The organism is Chitinophaga sp. (assembly GCF_039596135.1).
Taxonomy (GTDB): Bacteria; Bacteroidota; Bacteroidia; order Chitinophagales; family Chitinophagaceae; genus Chitinophaga.
In genome coordinates this window covers 202,266-224,974 of sequence record NZ_JBCNKH010000001.1, presented here as the reverse complement: position 1 = coordinate 224,974, position 22,709 = coordinate 202,266, and the positions used below count along the sequence as shown (strand labels likewise).

Annotated in this window: 20 protein-coding genes and 1 tRNA gene; 12 read left to right on the top strand and 9 right to left on the bottom strand. The window is 45.8% G+C overall.

The annotated features are described in order from the left end of the window. Nucleotides 1–11: 11 nt before the first annotated feature. The 4 genes from ABDW16_RS00920 to ABDW16_RS00905 all read right to left on the bottom strand — a co-directional run bounded on the left by ABDW16_RS00920 (nt 12) and on the right by ABDW16_RS00905 (nt 3,957). On the bottom strand, nt 12–923 hold the full coding sequence (locus ABDW16_RS00920) for an NUDIX domain-containing protein (RefSeq protein ID WP_343667232.1): 912 nt from the start codon (nt 921–923) through the stop codon (nt 12–14). Nucleotides 924–1,120: 197 nt separating this feature from the next. Continuing rightward, nucleotides 1,121–1,807 (bottom strand): NUDIX domain-containing protein, encoded by a 687-nt coding sequence (locus tag ABDW16_RS00915; RefSeq protein ID WP_343667231.1) that lies wholly within the window; start codon nt 1,805–1,807, stop codon nt 1,121–1,123. A gap of 14 nt (nt 1,808–1,821) precedes the next feature. Then, entirely contained in the window at nt 1,822–2,223 is a 402-nt protein-coding gene (locus tag ABDW16_RS00910) for a hypothetical protein (RefSeq protein ID WP_343667230.1), read from the bottom strand. 108 nt (nt 2,224–2,331) lie between these two features. Continuing rightward, complete coding sequence (locus ABDW16_RS00905; RefSeq protein ID WP_343667229.1) at nt 2,332–3,957, bottom strand: M20/M25/M40 family metallo-hydrolase; 1,626 nt, start codon at nt 3,955–3,957, stop codon at nt 2,332–2,334. 280 nt (nt 3,958–4,237) lie between these two features. Between ABDW16_RS00905 and gcvT the strand changes: the two genes are divergently transcribed. The 4 genes from gcvT to ABDW16_RS00885 all read left to right on the top strand — a co-directional run bounded on the left by gcvT (nt 4,238) and on the right by ABDW16_RS00885 (nt 10,535). After that, entirely contained in the window at nt 4,238–5,326 is a 1,089-nt protein-coding gene (gene gcvT, locus ABDW16_RS00900) for a glycine cleavage system aminomethyltransferase GcvT (RefSeq protein ID WP_343667228.1), read from the top strand. Nucleotides 5,327–5,351: 25 nt separating this feature from the next. Beyond that, the gene (locus ABDW16_RS00895; RefSeq protein ID WP_343667227.1) at nt 5,352–5,825 is read left to right on the top strand and encodes an SRPBCC family protein; all 474 of its coding nucleotides are present in this window, start codon (nt 5,352–5,354) and stop codon (nt 5,823–5,825) included. A 2-nt stretch (nt 5,826–5,827) separates the two neighbouring features. Then, nucleotides 5,828–6,559 carry a 2-phosphosulfolactate phosphatase gene (locus tag ABDW16_RS00890; protein ID WP_343667226.1) on the top strand — a complete coding sequence of 244 codons (732 nt, stop codon included), beginning with the start codon at nt 5,828–5,830 and terminating at the stop codon, nt 6,557–6,559. A gap of 232 nt (nt 6,560–6,791) precedes the next feature. Then, nucleotides 6,792–10,535 carry an SNF2-related protein gene (locus ABDW16_RS00885; RefSeq protein WP_343667225.1) on the top strand — a complete coding sequence of 1,248 codons (3,744 nt, stop codon included), beginning with the start codon at nt 6,792–6,794 and terminating at the stop codon, nt 10,533–10,535. Here the strand turns inward: ABDW16_RS00885 and ABDW16_RS00880 are convergent. Then, on the bottom strand, nt 10,532–11,077 hold the full coding sequence (locus tag ABDW16_RS00880; protein ID WP_343667224.1) for a metalloprotease family protein: 546 nt from the start codon (nt 11,075–11,077) through the stop codon (nt 10,532–10,534). The genes ABDW16_RS00885 and ABDW16_RS00880 overlap by 4 nt on opposite strands. A gap of 3 nt (nt 11,078–11,080) precedes the next feature. Then, on the bottom strand, nt 11,081–11,818 hold the full coding sequence (locus ABDW16_RS00875) for a tetratricopeptide repeat protein (protein ID WP_343667223.1): 738 nt from the start codon (nt 11,816–11,818) through the stop codon (nt 11,081–11,083). A 163-nt stretch (nt 11,819–11,981) separates the two neighbouring features. Between ABDW16_RS00875 and ABDW16_RS00870 the strand changes: the two genes are divergently transcribed. Then, entirely contained in the window at nt 11,982–12,683 is a 702-nt protein-coding gene (locus tag ABDW16_RS00870) for an outer membrane beta-barrel protein (RefSeq protein ID WP_343667222.1), read from the top strand. Between the two features lie 59 nt (nt 12,684–12,742). On the opposite strand, the gene ABDW16_RS00865 is transcribed toward ABDW16_RS00870, so the two are convergent. Together ABDW16_RS00865 and ABDW16_RS00860 are read right to left on the bottom strand one after the other, a co-directional pair. Beyond that, entirely contained in the window at nt 12,743–13,519 is a 777-nt protein-coding gene (locus tag ABDW16_RS00865) for an enoyl-CoA hydratase-related protein (protein ID WP_343667221.1), read from the bottom strand. 58 nt (nt 13,520–13,577) lie between these two features. Continuing rightward, entirely contained in the window at nt 13,578–15,584 is a 2,007-nt protein-coding gene (locus ABDW16_RS00860) for a S9 family peptidase (protein WP_343667220.1), read from the bottom strand. Between the two features lie 62 nt (nt 15,585–15,646). On the opposite strand from ABDW16_RS00860, the gene hflX reads away from it, so the two are divergent. The 7 genes from hflX to ABDW16_RS00825 all read left to right on the top strand — a co-directional run bounded on the left by hflX (nt 15,647) and on the right by ABDW16_RS00825 (nt 21,789). Further along, complete coding sequence (gene hflX / locus ABDW16_RS00855) at nt 15,647–16,858, top strand: GTPase HflX (protein ID WP_343667219.1); 1,212 nt, start codon at nt 15,647–15,649, stop codon at nt 16,856–16,858. A 6-nt stretch (nt 16,859–16,864) separates the two neighbouring features. Beyond that, nucleotides 16,865–17,203: a Rieske 2Fe-2S domain-containing protein gene (locus ABDW16_RS00850; RefSeq protein ID WP_343667218.1), complete on the top strand. Its 339-nt coding sequence runs from the start codon at nt 16,865–16,867 to the stop codon at nt 17,201–17,203. Nucleotides 17,204–17,262: 59 nt separating this feature from the next. Continuing rightward, nucleotides 17,263–18,840, top strand: a complete 1,578-nt coding sequence (locus tag ABDW16_RS00845; RefSeq protein WP_343667217.1) for a glycosyltransferase family 39 protein — start codon at nt 17,263–17,265, stop codon at nt 18,838–18,840. A 66-nt stretch (nt 18,841–18,906) separates the two neighbouring features. Next, nucleotides 18,907–18,980 (top strand) — tRNA-Asn (locus ABDW16_RS00840). Between the two features lie 436 nt (nt 18,981–19,416). Next, on the top strand, nt 19,417–20,016 hold the full coding sequence (locus tag ABDW16_RS00835; protein ID WP_343667216.1) for a nucleotidyl transferase AbiEii/AbiGii toxin family protein: 600 nt from the start codon (nt 19,417–19,419) through the stop codon (nt 20,014–20,016). A gap of 307 nt (nt 20,017–20,323) precedes the next feature. Continuing rightward, nucleotides 20,324–20,806, top strand: coding sequence for a glycine-rich domain-containing protein-like (locus ABDW16_RS00830; protein ID WP_343667215.1), 483 nt, complete (start codon nt 20,324–20,326; stop codon nt 20,804–20,806). Nucleotides 20,807–21,105: 299 nt separating this feature from the next. Beyond that, nucleotides 21,106–21,789, top strand: coding sequence for a dihydrofolate reductase family protein (locus ABDW16_RS00825; RefSeq protein WP_343667214.1), 684 nt, complete (start codon nt 21,106–21,108; stop codon nt 21,787–21,789). Nucleotides 21,790–21,878: 89 nt separating this feature from the next. Here ABDW16_RS00825 and ABDW16_RS00820 read toward each other — a convergent pair whose 3' ends face one another. Then, entirely contained in the window at nt 21,879–22,568 is a 690-nt protein-coding gene (locus ABDW16_RS00820) for a hypothetical protein (RefSeq protein WP_343667213.1), read from the bottom strand. Nucleotides 22,569–22,709 lie beyond the last annotated feature (141 nt).

Below are 22,709 nucleotides of genomic sequence, written 5' to 3'. Positions count from 1 at the left end.
GATTCTTTGATTTAGGCGTTAGTAGAATATTTATCAGCGAGTTTTTCCAGCAATGGGATGTGAACGGGTACGATTTCACCGTTAGTGATCATTTCCCTGATTTTGTTGACCGGTACCCAGCGCAGGGCGGCAATATCGTCGGCAGCATGGGGCTCTCCGAATACCAGGTCAGTGCTGAACAGGGTGGTAATGATCTTGTCTACTTCGGAGCGGTAGCGCCAGTCGTCCATCTGCATAGAAAGTTCGTATTGCATAGGGCTGGTTTCCAGTTGACCACATTCTTCCTGCAGTTCGCGGCGGGCAGCGATGTCGAAGCTTTCGTCTGTCGGATCAGAGAAGCCTCCTGGCAGGCGCCATGCGTTTTCGGCAGGTTTGCGACCCAGCAGCAGCTCGGTACGATTGTGCCTGAATACGGCGATATCTACGGTTGGGTATACTTTGGGAAACTGGTTGTATGTATTGTAGATGATGCCGGCTCTGAATTCTTCGGTATCGAATACCTTGTCAGACACAGCTTCGCGCAGGGCGGTGGCATTGTAGTCCTTTACAGGCGGCAGGTCATTGGTGGGGTAACGGCCATGATAGTAAGGGATGAAACTATCCCGGCTGCCGTACAGCACGAACGATTCGTGGGGAAAGTTAGTCGATAGCAATTCATCCAGTTTGTGGGACCATACTTTATCATCTGCCTGATCGCTCGCCGGAAGGATGATGACATCGGGGAAGAGTTGTTTGATCATTCTCTCCCTGGTATAATAATCCAATGGGTTCTTGCGGCTGCCTTTCACCGGGCTTACGCCGAGAACGATGATAAGGCGGTTATGCTTTTGCTTTACCTGCCGGATCAGTTCCAGGTGACCTTCATGAAGGCTGGGTGTTTGAAAGCGGGCGATGATGACTCCTGTCGGTTTTAGCGTTGTCATATACCAGTGTTTTGTGTAACTTCTACACAAATATAAAAGGGTTATTTTATATACACAAAATATTTTTGGTAAAAAATACGCAAATATGAATTATGTATTGATTACCAGTTATTTGATTTTTAAAAAAAATTCGAACCGCCTTCAAATGAGTCACTCATTTGAAGGCGGTTCGGAATAAATTTAAAGGGATGGGCAGATTATATCTCGAACATGATTCCTTCCTGTTTCAGCTGAAAATACCGTTCTTCATTGAAGCTATACAACTTGGCGGGTCTGCCGGCGGAAGGGTGTTTTAGTTTTTCATTATGTTCCATTAAGATTCCAAAGTGATTCATCTTTTTCTGGAAGTTACGTCTGTCTATCGGGCGGTCCAGTACAGTTTCATACAGTTTTTCCAGGTCAGAGATGGGGAACTTTCTATCCAGCAGTTCGAAGCCGATAGGCTCGTACCGGATTTTATTACGCAGTCTTTTGACAGCGGTAGATACGATTTCGCCGTGGTCAAAAGCCAGTGCAGGCAGATGTTTTATATCGAACCAGCGGGCGTCTTCAGCATCTGAGCTGGCCGCCAGTTTGAAGTTGGTAGGATTGACGAGGCCGAAGTAGGCGATGGAAATGATCCTGCCCCGGGGATCGCGATCTGGTTTGCCGAAGGTATATAGTTGTTCCAGGTAGTTGATGTGTACACCGGCTTCGGTGAGCAGTTCGCGGGTCACGGCGTCTTCCAGTGTTTCGCCATTCAGCACGAAGCCACCGGGTAGTGCCCAGTCATGTATAAAGGGTTCAATAGTCCGTTTGATTAGCAATACGGATATGCTTTCTTTGGCAGTGTAACCAAATACAACTGCATCAACACAGAGTCGTATGTCTTGTCTAGTTCCCAAATGATGAAAGAGGGTTATTTAATATAATTGGTCACCTGCGTGCTATCCTTTTTCAGGTTGATGAACAGCGGGCTTTTCTGCGGGTCAAATGCGATGATGGCATTTGCCTGCCAGGCATCTTCGGGGGCCGGCAGTTCGAGCATTACTTCCAGCCCGTTTGCACGGCGAAAGAGAAGGCTGTCGTTGGTGACGAGGTGTTTTTTGAACCCATGTCTTTCCAGGATACGGGCCATTTCTTCCTGACGTTGTAAGACGATATTAGTAAGGGAGTCGCTACTCACGGGTTGGGTATTGCGCAGGACATAGCTTTTCTCGGTCACGACGTCGTACGCGGAGGCATCCCGGTTGTCGTTACGCGACTGATTACACGAAAAGAAAGTTGCGGCTACCGTTAATATCAACAAAACAGGCTTCATATCACGATATTGAAACTGCAAGATACCGGTTTTAAAAAAAACATCACAAAAAACGCTTTTGCCATATAGCAAAAGCGTTTTTTGTGAGCGTGTATGGCCTGTGGCCGGCTAAAACTGGACGTCGAATTTCTTTTCGGCAGCACCTCTCTTTACTAATACAGTTGTTTTGTCGCCTTTTTTGAAGGCAGCCAGGGCCTGCATGTAATCTTCAAGATTAGTAACGTGATGTGCACCTAACTGGATGATAATGTCGTTCACTGCCAAACCGGCTTTGTATGCGGGTTTACCTTCGGTTACTGCATCTACATGCACTCCATTCTTCTGCCAGGTATAATCAGGCATAATACCCAGGGAAACAGAGAAACGGGCGCTGGTACCCATCTGCTTATCCCTGGTTTTGGTAAATGCCAGTTTGGTCATGCCATTCGTCTTCTCTACAATATCATACACCATTTTTATCACCATGATTTCTCCATTATAGTTAATCTTATCTGCATCATCAGAAGGTTTGTGATAATCTGCATGGGAGCCGGTAAAGAAGAACAGCACGGGTACATTCTTCAGGTAAAAGGAGGTATGATCGGAAGGGCCTGTGCCTGAAGAATCATAAGTCAGTTTGAGACCTGCCGGGGCTACGGCCTTTACGACCTCCGGCCATACGGGGGAAGTACCCACCCCTCCTATTTGTAAGCCTTTGGCAGTATCCAGGCGACCTATCATATCCATATTGACCATATAATCCACAGTTCCCAGGTCTACAGGTAAATGATCTGCGAGGTATTTGGAGCCAAAAAGTCCCAGTTCTTCGCCGGAGAAGGCGGCAAACAGGAAATTGTATTTATTGAAATGTGCACCTTTCAGTAAGCGGGCCAGTTCAATGAGGGCGGCAGTACCGCTTGCATTGTCATCGGCACCGTTGTGAATAGATTTTTCATTGGGTGCCAGTGAGTTATGGTCCTCTCCCTTGCCCAGGTGGTCAAAGTGAGCGCCTATGATAATAGTGGAAGGAGCTTTATTGTCCAAAAAACCAATCACATTGGTACCTGTACGTTTACCGGTGCCAAAAGCCACGTTCATGCTCACCTTTACTTCATCTGCATTTTCCATTGTTTTGCTGATGCCGTCTGTTACCCACATTACGGGGATGGTGAGTGGGGTGGTTTCGCCTGACAGCCATTTGCGTACATCGGCAGCAGATTCGGGGCCATTGTAGAAAACAACCCCGGTAGCACCGGCTTTGGCTGCATCGGCCGCTGCCTGGCGGTAGATCTCTAACGGAGCTGTATGTGGATCTGATTCAATGTCTTTCACATTCAGCAACCAGATATTGTCCGGCTCATTTACCGCTGGCATTACCTCGCCTTTTGCACTCTTTTGGGCGCTGAAGGGCAATGGAATGTACTGCTCAGCGGGAGTCAGCGTATTGTTATTGATGATCAGGGAGCTGGCAGGATCGATGGTTTTGCCTTCATTGACAGGGAAAGTCTGGAGGTAGCCATTGTCTCCTTTTGGGGCCAGGCCGGCCTGTTTCATTTGTGCTGATATATAACCAGCAGCTAATTGTTCACCGGGACTGCCTGTGAGGCGTCCTTCCAGTTTGTCACTGGCCAGGTAGGTAATGTGGGCCTGTAGGTTTCCCAATGTTTTTCGGTCGGCTTTCTTTTGGGCGGTCAGTTGCGCAGATGGCAAAGCGAGCGCCAGCAGCCAGATGGTGTGCTTCACAGTTGTATGCATATTTTTAAGAGGTCAAGAGACGATAGTCATTCCAAGCAAGAGATAACCCGGTATCTAAGTTGTTGGTTAGCAAATCACATACTGTGGGATAATAACAGTCATAACCAATACGTTGTTTAGATTCCCGGTTCAAAATTATGATGCTGTAGCATAACTATTGTGACGGAAAAGGCAATTATTGGTCCAATTTCGCTGAATTTGGAAAATCAGCCTATTTTTGCGGGGCTTAAACAAAAACTAAACTAAAAGCATACCCAAAACAAGTACCGATCATTAGATTATGAAGAACACACCATTTACAAACAAACACATAGCGCTGGGCGCTAAGATGGCACCGTTCGCGGGTTATAATATGCCTATCTCTTACACTGGTATTAATGATGAGCATCAGGCAGTGCGTACGAATGCAGGGGTATTTGACGTGAGCCATATGGGTGAGTTCATGTTAAAAGGGGAGCATGCGCTGGACCTGATTCAACGGGTAACCAGCAATGATGCCTCCAAACTGACGGCTGGCAAAGCGCAATACAGCTGTCTGCCTAATGAAGAAGGTGGTATTGTGGATGACCTCCTGGTGTACTGCCTTGAGGAAAACAAGGTTTATATGCTGGTGGTGAATGCCAGCAATATTGAGAAGGACTGGAACTGGATCAGCAAATTCAATACCCAGGGTGTGGAAATGCAGAATATTTCTGACCGTACCTGTCTGCTGGCTATTCAGGGCCCTAACGCTGCGAGCATGCTGCAATCCCTGACCAGTGTAGACCTGGTAAACCAGAAATACTACACCTTTGCCAAAGGTGAATTTGCAGGGGTATCCAATGTAATTATCAGTGCTACAGGTTATACCGGTGCGGGTGGTATTGAGATCTATTTTGAAGATAAAGATGACAACGCAGACAAAATCTGGAATGCCATCTTCGCGGTGGGCGGCCCTAAAGGTCTGAAACCCATTGGTCTGGGTGCAAGAGATACCCTGCGACTGGAAATGGGCTTCTGCCTGTACGGCAATGATATTGACGACCGTACTTCTCCGCTTGAAGCAGGGCTGGGTTGGATCACGAAATTTACAAAAGAATTTACGGCACGTAGTATCTTTGAAGCGCAAAAGGCAGCCGGTGTGAAACAGAAACTGGTTGGTTTTGAAATGGTTGACAAGGGCATTCCACGTCATGATTATGAAATAAAGGATGCCAATGGTCAGGTCATAGGCCGTGTTACCTCCGGTACACAATCGCCTTCTATGCAGAAAGCGATAGGTCTGGGCTATGTTCAAACACCTTTTGCCGCGCTGGATTCCGAGATCTTTATTGCTGTAAGGGATAAGCTATTGAAAGCCAAGGTGGTGAAAGTACCGTTCTTAAGCTAATACACCTTTTTAAAACCATATCGCTATGCCTACCATTCATCTGACTACTGTTATTCGTGCTCCAATGGACAGGGTTTTTGACCTGAGCCGGAGCATTACCCTGCACAAGCGCAGCATGTCGCACCTGCAGGAAGACGCGATAAAAGGCCGTGTAAACGGTCTGATTGAAGCTGACGAAACAGTAACCTGGCAAGCTAAACATTTGGGTAAAATCAGGCAGCTGACCACCCGCATTACGGAGATGCGCCCCAAGGAGTATTTCTGTGATGAGATGGTAGAAGGAGACTTTACCTATATGAAGCATGAGCATCATTTTAAGCAAATCGAGAATGCTACGATCGCTATTGATGTATTTGAATTTGGTACCCCTTACGGGCGGCTGGGCAGATGGTTTGAGAAGCTTTACCTGAACAGGTACATGACCCAATTGCTGAAAATGCGCAATGACGTCATCAAGGACTATGCGGAGACCGAAAAATGGAGAGTAATACTAGATTGATAATGAGCAAAGAAGAAATACAGTTACCATCTTTAGAAGTATGTTTATCGCCTGCTTTACTGCACCTGCATGAGGTAAAAGGTAGTATCGTAGTGATTATCGATGTTTTGAGAGCCACATCCACCATTTGTACTGCCCTGTATAATGGCGCTGCGAGGGTAATACCGGTAGCCACCGTGCCGGATTGCATCCGGATCGGTGCCGAACTGGGCGCTATCACTGCCGGTGAAAGAGATGGGCAGGTAGCCGAAGGGCTGGAACATGGCAACTCCCCTTTTGAATACTCCCGTGAGTTTATAGGGGGCAAAACATTGGTGCTGACTACTACCAATGGTACCAAGCTGTTGCATATGGCTAAGGATGCGGAACAGATCGTTACAGGTTCCTTTCCTAACCTCTCTGCGGTGTGCGATTACCTGGTGGCGCAAAAGCGCCCTGTAATACTGGGTTGCGCTGCCTGGAAAGATAAGGTGAACCTGGAAGATACCCTCTTTGCCGGGGCTGTGATCAGCCGTATCAGGGAGCACTTCCATATTAATGACGACGCTGCCCTGGCTGCAGAACTGCTGTATACCTCCAATAAGGACAACATTCAGGAAATGATGACCCAGGCATCGCACTATAAGCGGCTGGCGAAGTTTGGTCTGCAAAAAGACATTCAGTATTGCCTGACTCCCGACGGGGCAAATGTGCTTCCGATTTATAAAAATGGAGAGCTGGTAATTGCAAAATAATTCTTAAAGTCCCCGGTGATTTTTACTGCCGGGGACTCCTTATTTTATTGAAACCCTCTTCTGTTCAGGGGTTTGAATGCAAGAACCTTTATTGCCCCTTCACTGCATCCCTTTCGCCTATCTTTTTTACGATTTTTCTGTGTACTTTTGTGAATTGCCTTCTAGCCATCTGCTAAATATTTTAGTTTTTAACCCGCAAGTGGTCAGAATAAAATAAGGCAAGCTGATACTTATGTCGCTACCCCAGTTGCTCAAATATGTGTACAATAACGGAACCGATGAGGTGATCCGCAGGGGGAAACGCATATTTGCTACCGGAGGTGTGGAATTGATTGAGGCCGACCCTATTCTGAAATCGGCTACTTTTCGTGTAAAGAGCGATACCCACGCTAACTACTATCGCGTTTCCATCAACAAATATCATGAGACCAGCAACATGTCTGTGCGCTGCCAATGCCCCTACAACCTGGGAGACATTTGCCGCCATGAGGCTGCTGCCATGTTCCAGTTGCAGGAAATGCTGGATAAAAACCAGTTCGAAAGTTTCGATACTACATATAACCAGCAGCATACGCTGGTAAAAATTAAGTCGATTGATATAAAGGCCCTGAAGCTCCTTACCTCCAACGACCTGTTCACGGAAGCGGAGAAACTGGCTAAACAAAGCAAAGCCATCAAAATTCAGGCAGCCAAAGATGAGAAGGTAGAAGCGATTGTTAAAGACAACGGTACTGAATATCCTGTTATTCTGCAGCGAAACGAAGAGCGATTCTTCGATACCAGCTGTACCTGCGATGAGTCGGAACATGCCATTTGTAAGCACAAAACAGCCCTCTTTTTGCACCTGCTGAATACCCAGGGCCCTTACTATTTCGATAGTCTGCGCAACTGGGATAAGGAGAAGAACAAACTGCTGGCGCTGTATGGATACTCTCTGAGCGACGACCTGGATGGTAAGTTTACCTTTTCTTACATGGAAGGGAAACCATTTCTGCGGGTACTGGATCCCAGCATCAAAAGAGTGGATGGACTGAATGCCGGCCGCCAGCCAGCACCGCCATCTCCTACTGAAACCGCGGCTGTGATCACCCATAGACTGGGCATCGTATTCAATGCCAACGAACCGCTGTACCCTTTCTTCCGGATTGACCTGGTGAGCGGGGAAGTGAACGATGAGGGGGATGCCTTTGTGTCGCTGGTGAATAAACTGGACCTGACCAAGTACGTTGATTTTTACCAATATAAAGAACCTGATCGTGACCTCATTACCCCTATCCGCAAGGTGCAGGGTACGGAAGTGAGCAAGTTCCTGAGCAAGAATTCCCCTTTTGCGGGCATCTGGGAAAACATCACCCACGACAATAACGAGTCGGCCCTGCCTACGGAAACCAAGGAGCTGATGCTGGAATACCTGCATCCCAAGCTTGCCAAACTGTTTCCGCAGATAGCCGCCCATGGATTACTGTTCCTGTTACCTAACCGGCAGCAGTTCAAAACCAAGAACCTTCAGACCATACAACTGGCAGGTGAAAGGTTGCAACCTATTTTCAAGACCCATGCAGGCAAAGAGTTCATTGAAATTACCTGCCATGTGTCTATACAGGGTGAACTGATGAATGTATCGGAAAATGAGTGGGACAGCCCTATCCTGTTCCTGAAAAACGGGGTGCTGTACCTGTTCGAAAATCCACAGGATGCACTGCATGTAGAACTGTTCCGCGAACAGGGCCGCCTGCGCATTCAGGCTGCAGAGTGGAGTATGTACCTGAAAGATTACCTGTTGCCACTGAGCAAACAGTATAATATACAATTTGATCATACCCTGCTGGCCGAAGTAGACGATGTGGTGCCTGAGGCCAGGGTGTTCCTGCGGGAAGTAGGTGAAACCTTCATTATCCAGCCGGGCTTTGCCTATCATGGGCAGGAAGTAGAGTGGAATGATGATGCGAAGATTACGGTACAGGAAGGGAACAAGGTGCTGATCATTCACCGTAACAAAGAGGCGGAACAGCAATTCGTAGAAAAGCTGTCTTCCCTGCATACCAGTTTCTCCACACCTACCAATAACAACTACTTCTTCCTGAGAGCAAAAGAGGCATTGAAGAACAACTGGTTCTTCCTCTTCTTCGATGCCCTGAAGGAAATGAATGTGCGGGTATTTGGGTTTGACAACCTGAAGAACTTTAAGTTCAGTGCCTACAAACCAGTCACCAACCTGCAGATCAGCTCCGGTATCGACTGGTTCGATGCGCAGATCGAGGTATTGTATGGCGACCAGAAGGTGAGCATTCGCGACATCAAGCAAGCCCTGAACAACAAGCAGAACTATGTACAACTGGCAGATGGCTCCCTGGGACTGTTGCCGGAAGAATGGCTGAAAAAATATTCCCTGCTCTTCAAGATTGGGGAAGAAAAAGACAGGGGAGCGCTGAAACTAAGCAAGTACAACTTTAGCGTAATTGATGAGCTCTATGAGTTTATTGATGACGAAGCGATCCTGATGGAGCTGGAGTCTAAGCGTAGAAAGCTGTTGCAGTTCGACGAGATCCGCAACATCGACCTGCCTCACAACCTGCATGCGACCCTGCGTCCTTACCAGGAAAGTGGTTTTCAGTGGCTGAACTACCTCGACGAAGTGAAGTGGGGCGGTATCCTGGCAGATGATATGGGGCTTGGTAAAACCATTCAGGCGCTGACCTTTATACAGCACTACAAAAATAAGAACGAAAGTAAATGCCTGGCGCTGGTAGTATGTCCGACCACGCTGATCTATAACTGGGAAAATGAAATCAGGAAGTTTACCCCTTCCATGAAATATCATATTCATCATGGCCCTGCCCGGCTGAAGGATGCAGAAACGTTACAACAATTCGATATCCTGATCACTACCTACGGTACCTTGCGCAGTGACATCACCCTGCTGATGAAACTGGCGCTGGACTATGTAGTACTGGATGAATCGCAGGCTATCAAGAACCCGCAGAGTAAGGTGACCAAGGCTGCACAACTGCTCAACACCCGCAATAAGCTGGCATTGAGTGGTACCCCGATGCAGAACAACACCTTTGATATCTATGCCCAGATGAACTTCCTGAACCCGGGAATGCTGGGTAGTGTGGATTTCTTCCGCAATGAATTTGCCACGCCAATTGACAAGTTCCAGGACGAGGAGCGTAAGGATCACCTGCGTAAACTGATCTATCCTTTCATACTGCGCCGTACCAAGGAGCAGGTAGCGAAGGAACTGCCTGAGAAGATTGAGACTGTGATTTTCTGCGAAATGGATGCGGAGCAAAGGCATATTTATGATGCTTACCGCAACTCTTATCGTAGCAAGATCCTGGGTGTGATAGAAGATCAGGGTATGGAGCGCTCACAGCTCACCATCCTGCAAGGTTTGATGAAGCTGCGCCAGATTTGTGACTCTCCTGCTATTCTCAATGAGGCAGAGCAATATCCTAATCATTCCGTGAAGCTGCATGAGCTGACCCGCGAAATGTCAGAGAACATCAGTAACCACAAGGTGCTGATTTTCTCCCAGTTCCTCGGCATGCTGGGACTGATCAGGGAAAAGCTGCAGCACATGAAAGTACCATTTGAGTATTTTGATGGTAGCACTTCTACCAGCGAGCGTGAGCGGGCGATCCAGAATTTCCAGAACAATGAAGACTGCCGTGTATTCCTCATCTCTCTCAAAGCGGGTGGTGTGGGTCTGAACCTCACTGCGGCAGACTATGTATATATCGTAGATCCATGGTGGAACCCGGCTGTAGAGCAACAGGCGATAGACCGTACGCACCGTATCGGGCAAACGAAAAACATCTTTGCTTACCGCATGATCTGTAAGGATACCGTAGAAGAAAAAATTCTTCAGTTGCAGGAGCGTAAAAAATCGCTGGTAAAGGAAATCATTGCTGACGATACCGGCTTTATCAAGAAGCTGACGAAAGAAGATGTATTGTACCTTTTCAGTTAGTAGTAATGAGCCAGGAACTTCATAATCAGCACTGGCAGGCCAAACGCTATTCCCATTCCATACAGTAAATTCAGCATGAACATAGATCCTGCTGCACCCAGGTAGATCAATGCTACGATGGGAACGGTAAGGACTTTGAGCCATAAAGGCGTGTTTTCACCGTTCCAGACGGTTTCCCATATTATTTTGGCGTCTGCGATGCTGGGAAAAGCATGCATGGCGATAGAGAACCCAAAGTACAGCATAACGAAATCCAGGAAATTACCTTCTCCAAGAATAAAAACCGGAACAGCTGCCGGAAAGGCGATTGCCAGGGCCAATAGGGTATTGATCAGAAATGGCCCGATGCAGATGAACAGCTGATGAACGGGATTATGTACCGGTTCATGGCTGACATAGCCAGCGGGGTTAGCCATCTGGAAATATTTTACTTCAAATATTGCAACGCCGAAGATCCGGCAGAATAACTGGTGGGCGAATTCGTGAACGACTACACCTGGGAAGGTGATGAGCATGATGTATATACCGGGTACAATGATCATAAGTTATTTTACTGTTTTCAGCAGGATCGCTTTTTCTGCGAGCGCAGCTGGTAGTTGGTGATTATAAGACAGCATGTGGTTACATACGGATAGTGCTTCGGCGTATTTTTTTTCCTGTCTCAGGCATCTGGAGAGCAGTAGGGAAGCCTCCCAGTTTGTGGGGTTAGCGCGGGCGATTTTATTTAATAAGCTATCTGCTTCCTGCAGGCGATTATCCCGGAGGTATATTGAAGCAGTGGTCAGATCTTCATTTTGCTGCTGGTTTTTTGCCCATAGATCTCTTATTGTTGCTACTTCTTCTGCCAGGGCGTCTTTATACCTGTAAGATGGATTTTTATCTAAATCTTCTCCTATTGCCAAAGCCTCTCCTGGTTTATTATTGTAGTAACAGGCAGTGAGTAAATGTACTTTGGATGCTTCGTGCTGTGGGTAAAGATCCAGTATGTATTTAAATGCTTTTTCGGCAGACACAAAGTCCCGGTTATCAGCATAAGAGATTCCTTTTTCGTAAGAGATAGCAGCTTTATAATAATCCTTGAACCTGTATAAAGAAAAGGCGAAGAGGATACCTAAGCCGACGGCTCCCAGTACGATATTTTTCTTTAACGGGTAGCGGCTAAGTCGTTTTCGGCATGTTTTGCACAATCTGACGGCATAGCCGGGTTCATAATCCGGGCTATTACATTGAAAGCAGGCATCCGGGTAATCCTGCTCCTGTTCATGAGGGGCATTCTCGATCATAGGTAGCTAAGCAGATTAAACTGCAAAAGTTATATATTAAAATTCATTTTACAAAAGGGTGGTCTGAGGTGGAATCGGATTTTTGGGAATATTTTAACCCTTTGTTTTATTCCTATTCCATTAAATTTGCCTAATATTCTTTTTCAAGACTTTATACTTAAACATGAAGAAAATATTCTTTACGCTTGGATTACTGGGCCTTTCTTACGGAGTTTTTGCCCAGGACAACACTGCCGGCACGCTCATTTCGACAAAAGCAAAGAGTGCTACTCAGCATTCTAAGGATTTTCTGGTGATCGAGCTGGGTTATGTTGGCCTGACCGGTACTGGTGCTGGTAACCTCGATACCAAGTTTAACCGGACCCTCAATGTTGCCCTGATGTACGACATTCCGCTGACTGGTAGTAATTTCAGTCTGGCTCCGGGTTTAGGAATAGGGTCTGATAACTATATCTTCAATAATATGACATTGGACATTACGAATACGAGTGCTCCTTCCAGGACGTCTACAGATGCGTATAAAAAGTCCAAACTGGCTACCACTTACCTGGAGATTCCATTGGAACTGCGCTTTCGCCAGGTGCCTGAGAATGCTAACAAGGGCTTCAAGGCTGCTGTGGGTCTGAAAGCAGGGTATCTGCTAAATGCACATACCCGCACAGTAGGTAGCCAAAGTGGATTTAAAGTAGTTGAAAAAGAAAGCAGTAAGTACTGGTTCAATACTTTCCGTTTTGTAGGTACAGCAAGAATCGGTTATGGCAACTGGGCTTTGTTTGGTACTTATGCCCTGAATGGCATGTTCAAAGACAACAGTTCATTTGCGGTGAACGCTTATTCCTTTGGTATCAGCGTGAGCGGTCTCTAGTCGTATAATTATATCTTATTTTGTAGCGGTCTGGCCTTTGGTCAGACCGCTATGCGTTTTTATACTCCTTTAAAGGCGGGTTTTCTTTTCTCGATGAATGCCTTGATTCCCTCTTTATTATCCTCAGTTTTACCGGCGATTTCCTGGCAGTAGGCTTCGTAATCCAATACGGTATCCAGGTCTTCAGTCATTCCTTTGGTCAGCATTTTCTTTAATAATGCGATGGCTTTGGTAGGTGCATTGGCGTAAAACGATGCTTCAACTGCCACAGCCTGATCCAGCTCCTCTCCTTTTACAACTTTATTGACCAGTCCCAGTTCCATGGCTTCGGTGGCAGAGAGTTTAGTCGCTTTGGTGGCCAGCTCAAATGCCCTGTGGTAGCCTACAGTACGGGGCAGAAAATAGGATGATCCCGAATCCAGCACCAATGCGATATTGATAAAGATCTCGATCAGCGAAGCGGTTTCGCTTGCAATAATCAGATCGCAGGCCAGTGCCAGCGAGCATCCTGCGCCGGCGGCTACGCCATTGAGTTTGCAGATTACGGGTTTGGGCATATTGCGGATGGCCCGGATAATGGGGTTGTACCGCTTATGCAATGATTCACTCAGCTTTCGGTCGCCGGCTTCCATGGCAGCTTTCAGGTCTTGTCCGCTGCAGAATGCCTTGCCTGCACCAGTGAGGACAACGGCCCTCACCTGCGGGTCTTTCTCTACCTGCTTCAGGGCGTCCTGCAGCTCATAGCTTTGTTCGTCATTAAATGCGTTGTAAACGTCGGGGCGATTGAGTGTGATGGTTGCAATACTGTCTTGTACGTGGAGAAGAATTGTGTTCATTGGGGTGGTTTTTTAAAAAAATAGCCCTCCCCTTTTCATGTAGGGAGGGCTAATAGTATTATAAAGTTTCAGTGAGCCATTTGAAGAATTCACGTTGCCATACCAGGGCATTTTGCGCTTTCAGTACCCAGTGATTTTCTTCAGGGAAGTAGAGCAGTTTGCTCTTAATACCTTTCAGCTGTGCGAGCTGAAAAGCTTGTAAACCCTGTTCGATCGGTACGCGGAAGTCAACGCCACCCTGGATAATGAGGATGGGGGTATTCCACTTATTCGCATACTCGCTTGGATTGAATTGCTTGTACGCATTGGCATTTGCAGGATCGAAGTATGCCCCTATATCCCAGTTGGCGAAGAACAGTTCTTCGGTAGTGCCATACCAGCTTTTCAGGTCAAAGAGGCCATCATGTGCAATGAAGGTTTTGAAGCGGTTTTCGTGTACACCTGCCAGCATGTATACAGAGTAACCACCGTAGCTGGCGCCTACTGCACCCAGTCGGCTCTTGTCTACATATGGTTCTTTGCTCACATCGTCGATCGCGCTCAGGTAGTCGCGGATCGGCTGACCACCCCAGTCTTTACTGATACTTGCATTCCACTCCACACCATGACCAGGCATACCACGGCGGTTAGGCGCTACGATGATATAGCCCTGGGAAGCCATGAGCTGGAAGTTCCAGCGGAAAGAATAGAATTGGGATACGGCAGACTGAGGGCCGCCCTGGCAATACAGCAGGGTTGGATATTTCTTGTTTGGATCAAAGTTGGGCGGATAGATCACCCAGCTCAGCATATCCTTGTTGTCGGTAGTTTTGGTCCAGCGCTTTTCTATTTTACACATAGCAGTGTTGTCATAGATGGCTTTGTTCACGCTGGTAAGCGGGGTAATGGTCCCTTTTGGCAGGGCTACGGTAAAGAGTTCTGCAGCATGGTTCATATCTGTGCGGGCTACTACCAGGGTATTGCCGGCCTGGCCTACGATGGCGGAGATATCGAAGTCGCCGGTGGTTACCTGGCGGATCGCTTTTGAACTCAGGGTGAGCTCGTGTAGCTGTTCAGTGCCTTTGATCACTGCGAGGAAGAAGAGCAGTTTGCCATCGTTGCTCCAGTGGAAAGAAGCGACGGTGTTGTCCCAGTCTTTGGTCAGATTGGTTTTGGTGCCGGTGCTGCGATCCAGGATGGTGATGTCGTTTTTATCAGATTCATAACCGTCGTGGGCCATGGAGAGCCATGCGAGGGACTTACCGTCCGGGCTGAAAGCCGGTGCCACATCGTACCCCTTATTACCTTCAGAAAGGTTTTTGGTGGTTTTGTCAGCGAGGTTGTATTCGTAGATGTCGGTGTTGGTGCTGAGGGCGTATTCCTTGCCGACCTTCTTTTTGGTAACATAGATGATGCTCTTGCTGTCGGGGCTCCAGATCATATCTTCTGCACCGCCGAATGGCATGGTAGGGCAATCGTAAGGTTCGTTTGGCATAATATCGACAGGGGTGCCGATTTTTCCATCTTCGTAGGTGGCGTAGAATACGTGTTGAAAGTTACCATCTTCCCAGAAATCCCAGTGGCGGTAGTTCAGGTTATCGTAGATCTGCACATTTGATTTAGGCAGGTCGGGATAGTGGTCTGCGCCGCTTACTTTCTGCAATTTTACTTCTTTGGAGAAGAGGATGTATTTGCCATCGGGAGAGATGCGGATGTTGGACAGTGCTTCTTCGCCGTGTGTTTTCTGGGTAGCGCCACTGCCGTCGGCATTCATTTCCCACCATTGTCCTTTGAGGGAGTAGCCGATTTTGTTGCCTGGCAGGGCACTTACGTCTCCTTCTCCGCCCGGGGAGGTGGTCAGCTGTTTGGCAGCGCCACCGGTCACGGGGATGGACCAGAGGTTCTTTTCACTTTTGTTTTCGGCGATGTTGTAGTTGGACACGCCAAAAATTACAGACTTCCCATCTGTTGTAACCGATTCCCCGCTCACTCTGCCCAGTTGCCAGAGCCGTTCAGGTGTCATTTTCTCCTGGGCCATTGCCATAGTTGTGATGAATAGTGATGTTAACAAAAGAGGTTTATGCATGTTCAGATTTTGTTTGGACGCTAAATTTAGGAAAAATGTTAGTCTGATGGCTTTTCTTACCTTTGCCGAAATTATTACAGACATTGATTGAGAAAAAACAAATTGTTGAGCAGGAAGAGCGGGTGGTTATAGTGGGGTTGATACATAAGGAGCAGACTGAGCGCCAGGTGCAGGAGTACCTGGATGAGCTGGTGTTCCTGGCGGAGACGGCCGGCGCTACGACTGTGAAGAGGTTTACCCAAAAGCTGCAGCATCCTGACAGGGCTACTTTTATTGGAAAGGGCAAGCTGGAAGAAGTCAGGGATTTTATTACAGGAAGAAATATCAACCTGGTCATCTTCGACGATGAGCTGACAGGTTCCCAGATATCTAATATACAGGATGTATTGAAAATAAAGGTTATTGACCGCAGTGACCTGATCCTGGATATCTTTGCCCGCAGGGCACGTACAGCACAGGCAAAGGTGCAGGTAGAACTGGCCCAGTACCAGTACATTCTGCCAAGGCTGAGAGGTATGTGGAGTCACCTGGAAAGACAGGGTGGTGGTATAGGCAGCCGTGGTCCGGGTGAAACGGAAATAGAAACGGACCGTCGTATTGTAAAGGATAAGATCTCCCTGTTGAGGAAGAAGCTGGCGGAGATTGATAAACAATCACTTACGCAGCGTAAGGATCGTGGGGAATTTATTCGTGTGGCACTGGTGGGGTATACCAACGTAGGCAAGAGTACCATCATGAACACGCTGAGTAAGAGTGAGGTATTTGCAGAAAATAAGTTGTTTGCAACCCTGGATACGACTACCCGTAAGGTAGTATTTGAGCAAACGCCTTTCCTGCTGAGTGATACGGTAGGGTTTATCCGTAAACTCCCCCACCACCTGGTAGAGAGCTTTAAGTCTACCCTGGATGAAGTGAGGGAAAGCGATATCTTACTGCATGTAGTAGATATCTCTCACCCGCAGTATGAAGACCAGGTAGAGGTGGTGAACCGCACCCTGCATGAGCTGAAAGCGTTTGACAAGCCGACCATCATGATCTTTAACAAGATGGACCTGTATGAGAAGAATACCTTTGACCAGTGGCTGGCGGACGATGTAAAGCAGGATATCCTGAACCAGCTGAAGACTGACTGGGAAACCAGGACCCATGGTAATTGTGTGTTCATTTCAGCGCTGGAGCGCAGGAACATAGATGAGCTGCGTAAGACGATCATGGAGAAGGTGGTAGAGCTGTACCGGGAGCGTTACCCTTACAAATCAGAATTCTTCTATTAATATTTTATGGCGAAGACGTATACATGGCACCGATTTGTTGATCCGGGAATTGGTGAGAAGGACCTGACTATATTGGAAATAGAGGGGAAAAAGATATCTTTTACCAGGTATGAAGGTGTTTTGTATGCGTTTGCGCATAAGTGTCCCCATGCCAGCGGCATATTGGCGGATGGCTGGGTGGATGAGGATGGGAATGTGGTATGTCCGCTGCATAGGTATAGGTTTAGTGTAAAGAATGGGCGGAATACCAGTGGAGAGGGGTATTTTTTGAAGACCTACCCGATAGAACAGCGGGAGGATGGGTTGTACCTGGGACTGGAAAAGTCCGGGTTGTTTGGCTGGTAGCGGTGTTAAATTTCTATTAAAGACCTTGCTATTCAGATTCGGCGATGTAATTTTTGCGCATGTCTGATAACTTCTCTGAGAAGAAGATAAGCTGGTGGATCATTGGCCTGCTTATCTTCATGCACATTACAGGATTGTCTGTTACAATTATGGAGCCCGATGGCGCATTGTATGCTGGTATTGCAAAGTATATGGTGCAGCATCATGATTATCTGAACCTGTTTGCGGATGGCCAGGATTGGCTGGACAAACCTCACTTTCCTTTCTGGATGATGGCTTTTAGCTATCAGATTTTCGGGATTAACACATTTGCTTATAAGTTGCCTGCCTTCCTCTTTTTGATGATGGGGGTGTACTTTACGTATCGGTTTGCCTTTGACCTGTATGGGGAGAAGGTAGCCCGGTGGTCGGTATGTATCTTACTGACGGCGGAGCACCTGGTGATATCCAGTACGGATGTGCGGGCGGAGCCTTACCTGACGGGTCTGATCATTGGAGCGGTGTATTTTCTTTATAAACGCCGGTTACTGTTGGGGGCTTTGTTTACGGCATGTGCGGTGATGACGAAGGGGCCGTTTGCGTTAGTGCCGGTGGGGTTTGCGATAGCTGGGCAGTATATTTTTACAAAGCAGTGGAAGGAGTTGTTTCATTATCGGTGGTTGATAGTGGGGGTGTTGGTATTGGTGTTTATTACGCCGGAGTTGTATGCATTGTATATACAGTTTGATGCGCATCCGGAGAAGGTGGTGTTTGGGCGAACGGGGGTATCGGGAATCCGGTTTTTCTTTTGGGATAGTCAGTTTGGGCGGTTTATGAATACGGGGCCTATAAAGGGTTCGGGTGATCCTTCTTTCTTTTTCCATACGGTGTTGTGGGCGTTTTTGCCGTGGTCGGTGATGTTGTATGCGGCGGTGGTACAGTTTATCAGGAGGCGTAAGGTAGCGGTGGAGTTTTATTGCATTAGCGGGGCGTTGTCGACGTTTTTATTGTTTAGTTTGTCGAAGTTTCAGTTGCCGCATTATCTGAATATCATTTTCCCATTTTTTGCGATACTCACGGCGCAGTATATACTTTCGTTAAATAAGCCGAAATTTTTCGTGATTACGCAGCGGGTGATCATGAGTATTATGGCGGTGGCGATAGTTGGATTATGGGCTTTATATCGGCCTCAGATCAATTATGTGTTTGTGGGGTTGATGGCGGCGGTGGTGGTATTGTTTTTTGTGGTGAAGGTAGAGAAGGTGTTTTTCAGGACGTGTTTGATGTCGGTGGTGTTGAATTTGTTTTTGAATGGGTTGTTTTATCCGGATGTGTTGGGGTATCAGAGTGGGAGTTCGGCGGCGTTTTATACGAATGAGCATTTGAGGGGTGGGGCGGTTTGTATGTATAAGGTGAATTCTTATGCATTTAATTTTTACCTGGATGCGCCGGTGTTGAGGTCGGATACGTTGATGCAGCCGCCGGTGTTGGTATATACGACGAGGGAGCAGGTGGATTCGTTGGGGTTGGAGGGGCATGTGTGTGAGGTGGTGAAGGTGTTTCCGCATTTTCCGGTGACGAAGCTGGATGGGGAGTTTGTGAATTTTTCTACGCGGAGGGGGGCTGTGGGAGAGCGGTTGTTGGTTTTGGTAAAATAATTTTAAAAAATATTTTGCAGGAATAAAGAATTGTCTATCTTTGCAATCCCGAAACGGGAAATACACTCCTCCTTAGCTCAGTTGGTTAGAGCATCTGACTGTTAATCAGAGGGTCGCTGGTTCAAGTCCAGCAGGGGGAGCGGAAAGGGAAAGGCTTGCAGAGATGCAGGCCTTTTTTGTTTTTACTAGATATTAACTAGTGCTATAGTACTAGTATTATAGTATTAGTCTGCGCTGTTTTTAGTATATTTGATTGGTGCAAACGGATTCTAACATAGCAAAACCAGCCTTGTCCCGTAGAGCTTTCTGGGATGTGGACCTGAAGCGATTAGATTTTGATCGCTATCCGGAATTTACTGTTGTTAGAGCCATGGAAAGGGGAACCCTAAGTGATATCAGAGAGGTTATTCGTTATTATGGCAGGGATAAAGTAAAATTAATTCTTATCAATTCTGAACGCCTTTTACCGAGGGCACAAGTAATTTCACGCAGGCTTTTCCACCTTCACAATAGTGATTTTAAATGCTCTACCGGAACACAACGAGCGAAGAATTATTCAATGTTTTAAGTCGGTTAATGAGTTTACCTGAGCTATCTGATTTCAGATTAGTTGGGGGTACGGCTTTGAGTTTGTTAAGAGGACACAGAGAGTCTGTGGATATAGATTTGTTTTGCGACGGCCCTTATGGAGAGATTCCTTTTGATCATATACTGGAAGTGTTAAAACTTCAATTTCGATATGTAGAAGATACGAGTCCATTTATTGGTCTGGTAAATAACCGGGGATTTAATTTATTTATTGGGCAGGATGAGGAGAGTGCAATTAAGACAGATATTCTTTATTGGGATGCACCATTTTTATTTCCACCTATAGAAGAAGAAAGGATACGATTGGCGACCATAGAAGATATTGCAGCAATGAAGCTTGATACAATTTCAAGAGGTGGACGCAAAAAGGATTTTTGGGATTTATCTGAGATCTTGGAGACGCATAGATTTCATGATCTATTAGAAGTTTACAAAAACAAGTATCCCTGGTTTGAAATAGAAGATGTATTAAAAGGACTTTCAGATTTTACGATTGCAGACCAAATGCCAGACCCGATTTGTTACAAGAATAAAAGTTGGGAAGAGATAAAATTAGAAATGAGTAAAGTAGCTAGCAATTTTATATAATACCAACTGTAGGTACTATTTTTTTTTATAAACAACTTATAAATGAAACAATAAGTAGATGTCATCGGCATACTAATGAGCCTTTTCCCTTGGAGCAATAATTTTTGATGCTTTTACAAGCGAAATGCTGGCTATTCTTTTGCTATGTTGGAGGTTAATCATCCAGCTTCTTGCCTTACTAATTATTTAACAAGCACATGCATTATAAAAACAGGATTTTTCCTGTATACCCTTTTCGATTATTGATCTGGCTTTCATTTAATTTAGGGATATGACGTGCCGTTTTTTACCCTAAACCAAATTCAAAATGGAAACAGTTGTATCTTTAAAACAAGAGAAAACTCCGTTTATGGAGGATATCAATGCGATTGATTTCAGCATGGTAAAATTAAAATTACAGGAACCGCCTTATGAAGGACATGGTTGGTCTGCATCGCAAACCGATATAGCAGAAATCGAATATAAAAGATTTCTAGCCTTGAAAAGGAAATATCCAGAAAAGGATATAGTACCACACCTCGATGTTGATATTTTTTGGCATCAGCATATTCTTGATACAGAAAAATATGCAAAAGATTGTGAGGCGATTTTCGGATTCTTCCTGCACCATTTTCCTTATTTTGGAATGAATGGACCTGAGGATGAACAAAACCTAAAGAATGCATTTGAAGAAACTAAACAGCTCTATTTTGACAATTTCAATGTGGATTATTTAGCCAAGCCAACGAAACCTAAAAGGTGTCTCGCTCCGAAATGTAGAACACAGTGTAAGCCTGTTAAGTGTAAATAGATGGAAAATCATGTTAGCGCATTTATAATTAGGGAGTTAAATTCAAGTAAATCTGGAAGAAATTGGTTAGATAATTGTCTCATTTGGAGCGCGAAAAGGAAAGGCTTGCAGAGATGTGGCCTTTTTTTATTGGGTTAAGTTGACCTCTCTGTATCTGTCCTTATTATCGTCCTATACATTAGCAGGGAATAAGAAGTAGAAAACCCTGTTCTGTCGCAACTCCCCAGTATTATTGTCGCACTTCTACCCTATTCCATTCCTTGAAGAAAGTTAGCTTTGGGTAAATAAAAATATAAGCTATGCGTAAAATAATTGTAACCACATTTCTGACCATGGATGGTGTACTGCAGAGCCCAGGTGGGCCGGAAGAGGATACTACGAATGGATTCAAATGGGGAGGCTGGCAATTTGGGTATTCGGATGAGCTGATAAGAAATGAAATGACTAAGATAATGGCAGCGCCATTTGATCTGTTACTGGGACGCCGGACTTATGAAATATTTGCCGCGTACTGGCCTTATAATGGCGATAACCCGATTGGTGAGAAGTTCAATCAAATCAATAAGTATGTAGTGGCGACCACTCCAATAGATACCTCATGGGCGCATACGACACTGATCAGTAAAGATGTGGTGAATGAGTTGAAAAAGTTGAAAGAACAGGAAGGCCCTGATTTGCTGGTGCATGGTAGTGGTGGGCTGGCACAGACATTGTTTGCAAATCAATTGGTGGATGTGCTTTGTACATGGATATATCCAATCACTTTGGGAAAGGGGAAGAAATTGTTTGCAGACGGGACTGCTGCAAAGCAATGGAAAATGACGGAGTCGGCGATTTCTACAACCGGTGTTATTGTTGCGAAATATGAGCCGGATGGTGAGGTGAGGTTGGGATCGTATGTATCCAATGAGGCGAGTGAGGCGGAAATGAAAAGGAGGAAGAAATGGAAGGAAGAAGAAAAAGTAGAGAGAAGAAATGGATAAATAAAAAAATAATGACGAATTGCTGACCTGGAGATAAAACGAAACCGATTGGTGATATCTAAGCAAAAACTACGGATGAGGGTTGCAGATTAAAATACTGTATCTCTTCTGAGCGCATCATCATCCAGGTCAAATTTTTTCTTAAAGAGGTCCTTCACCTTAAGGACTACCGCCTTCTGATTAACGGCGGAAGGAGCCTGTCTTATATGATTATAGTTTTCATTTGTAATCTTTTCTGCCAGTTCCCTGATAGTTTTTATTGCCAGTTCATTCCTGGGCATTTTTGCCAGTTCGATGGCTGCCACAGAAAGTACCAGGCCCGAAAGTCCGACTGGTATTGAACAGAATAGGGTAACAAGGGATACCAGGAATGTGAGCCGGAATATAAATAATGGCCAGCCTTTTCCTGGCTCAAGCAGCTGTACTTTAAAGCCTAAATGAGTTTCAAATTTTTCAATCAGCTGGTGCCTTTGTTTGAGAGGGAATATATCTTCCAGGCTGGTATTGGGACTCAACATATTTTTATCAAAAAGTTGCCCCTCAATGAGAGCCTTCCGGATTCTATAAAATGCCTGTTGTTTTGTACAGTCATTTGTTTCCTTTTCCTCCAGTTTATTGATAATAAGATCACAGAGATTACCGAATGTAAATATCCTGCGCAATTCCTCATCATAAAATTTAATCCTGAAATAAGCCTCAATTTCCGGAATGAAAAGGGAGATGTCGTTTGGATCAATGTTTACGAGTTCAAAACGTTCTGGTTCCTTTATCTTAAACATAGCATAGGTATTAGGGGGCCTAAATTTAGCCTATTTGCACGAGTGATGGATCATGATTGTCGTCCTGTTTTTTATTCATGAATAAACAATAAGCAGTCGGATGCTGTTTGGTATTGAGTGCTGTCTGGATTAGGAAGCTAA